1 protein-coding gene is annotated in these 470 nt (G+C 56.0%); it reads right to left on the bottom strand.

The features are described from left to right. Positions 1 to 470, bottom strand: a 470-nt coding sequence (locus tag AAY47_RS19835) for a condensation domain-containing protein (protein ID WP_047772109.1), incomplete at both ends; no start/stop codon positions are given.

Below are 470 nucleotides of genomic sequence, written 5' to 3'. Positions count from 1 at the left end.
CCCCCGCGCCGCCTTGCAAACGGCCCAGTAGCACGGAGCCAAACACCACATCATCGCGGCCGCTGGTGAGTGCCAGTACCTGTGCCCAGGCCACATGGAACAGGACACTTGGGCTGACACCGAAACGACGCGCCTGAGTGCGGATGGCTTTGGCCAGATCAGGTGCGATAGGGAGATGGGCTTTAGTGACAAGGCTGTTGTCAGTTTGTACATTAAGTAACCCAAATGGCGCGGTGGGTTCGTCAATGTCCGCTAATTGGGCGCGGAAATAGGCTTCATGCTCGGCGGTTGATGTATTCAGGGTTTGAGCGATAAAGTTGCGGTAGGGCAATACCGCAGGCAGCCTCTCCGTTTTTGCCTGCAAGATGAGCGCCATTTCTGTAAAAATCAGCTCCAGTGTCAGATGGTCACTGACCAGATGATGGAAGCGCAGCGCCAGCAACCATTCATCTTGTGCCGGATCATAGGCG

Source organism: Xenorhabdus griffiniae, assembly GCF_001028135.1.
GTDB classification, from domain to species: Bacteria; Pseudomonadota; Gammaproteobacteria; order Enterobacterales; family Enterobacteriaceae; genus Xenorhabdus; species Xenorhabdus bakwenae.
Note: the sequence above shows the minus strand (reverse complement) of the source record. Positions and strands in the feature narration are given on the sequence as shown.